At 70.6% G+C, this 717-nt stretch carries 2 pseudogenes; one reads left to right on the top strand and one right to left on the bottom strand.

Going from position 1 to position 717, the window contains the following annotated elements:
- A pseudogene (locus A5622_RS18450) lies at positions 1 to 540 on the top strand (mannose-6-phosphate isomerase, class I); the annotation flags it as partial.
- Between the two features lie 7 nt (positions 541 to 547).
- On the opposite strand, the pseudogene A5622_RS29290 reads toward A5622_RS18450, so the two are convergent.
- Positions 548 to 717 (bottom strand): annotated as a pseudogene (locus A5622_RS29290) (oxidoreductase); the annotation flags it as partial.

Raw genomic sequence — 717 nt, 5'->3', positions numbered from 1 at the left:
GACCAGCGCTATCCCGGCGACGCCGGGGTGCTGGCGGCGCTGCTGCTGAACCGCATCACCCTGGCCCCGGGCGAGGCCATCTTCGTCTCCGCCGGCAACCTGCACACCTACCTGCGCGGTTTCGCGGTGGAGGTGATGGCCAACTCCGACAACGTGTTACGCGGCGGGCTGACCCCCAAGCACGTCGACGTGCCCGAGCTGCTGCGCGTGCTGGACTTCGCGCCCACCACCGAGGAGCAGCTGCGCCCGCCCATCCGCCGCGAGGGTTTCGGCCTGATCTATGAGACGCCGACCGACGAGTTCGCCGTCGCCCTGTTGCAGCTCGACGACGAGTACGTCGGCCACGAGGTGGACGCGACGTGCAGCCACGACGGCCCGCAGATCCTGTTGTGCAGCCAGGGCTGCACAACGGTGCACGGCAAATCCGGCTCGCTGACACTGAAGCGGGGGATGGCCGCCTGGGTCGCGGCCGACGACGCCCCGATCCGGCTGGTCGCGCACCAACCCACCAAGTTGTTCAGGGCGACGGTGGGGTTGTGACCGGGGCCTAGGCCCGATCGTGGCGACCCGCCTCGCCCGGCTGCGCCGCGCTCGCGCTCGCCACGCGCTCTTTGGCGGCCTGACGCCGCTCGCCCAGCCAGAGCCGCAGATTGTGCGCCATGGCGCGGCCGATGATCCGCGGCGGCGGAACCATATACAGGCTGTCCAGCAGCGAGA

This window comes from Mycobacterium sp. 1245801.1, assembly GCF_001673055.1.
GTDB lineage: Bacteria > Actinomycetota > Actinomycetes > Mycobacteriales > Mycobacteriaceae > Mycobacterium > Mycobacterium europaeum_A.
The sequence above is the reverse complement of the archived record's forward strand: the minus strand, read 5'-3'. Positions and strand labels throughout refer to the sequence as shown.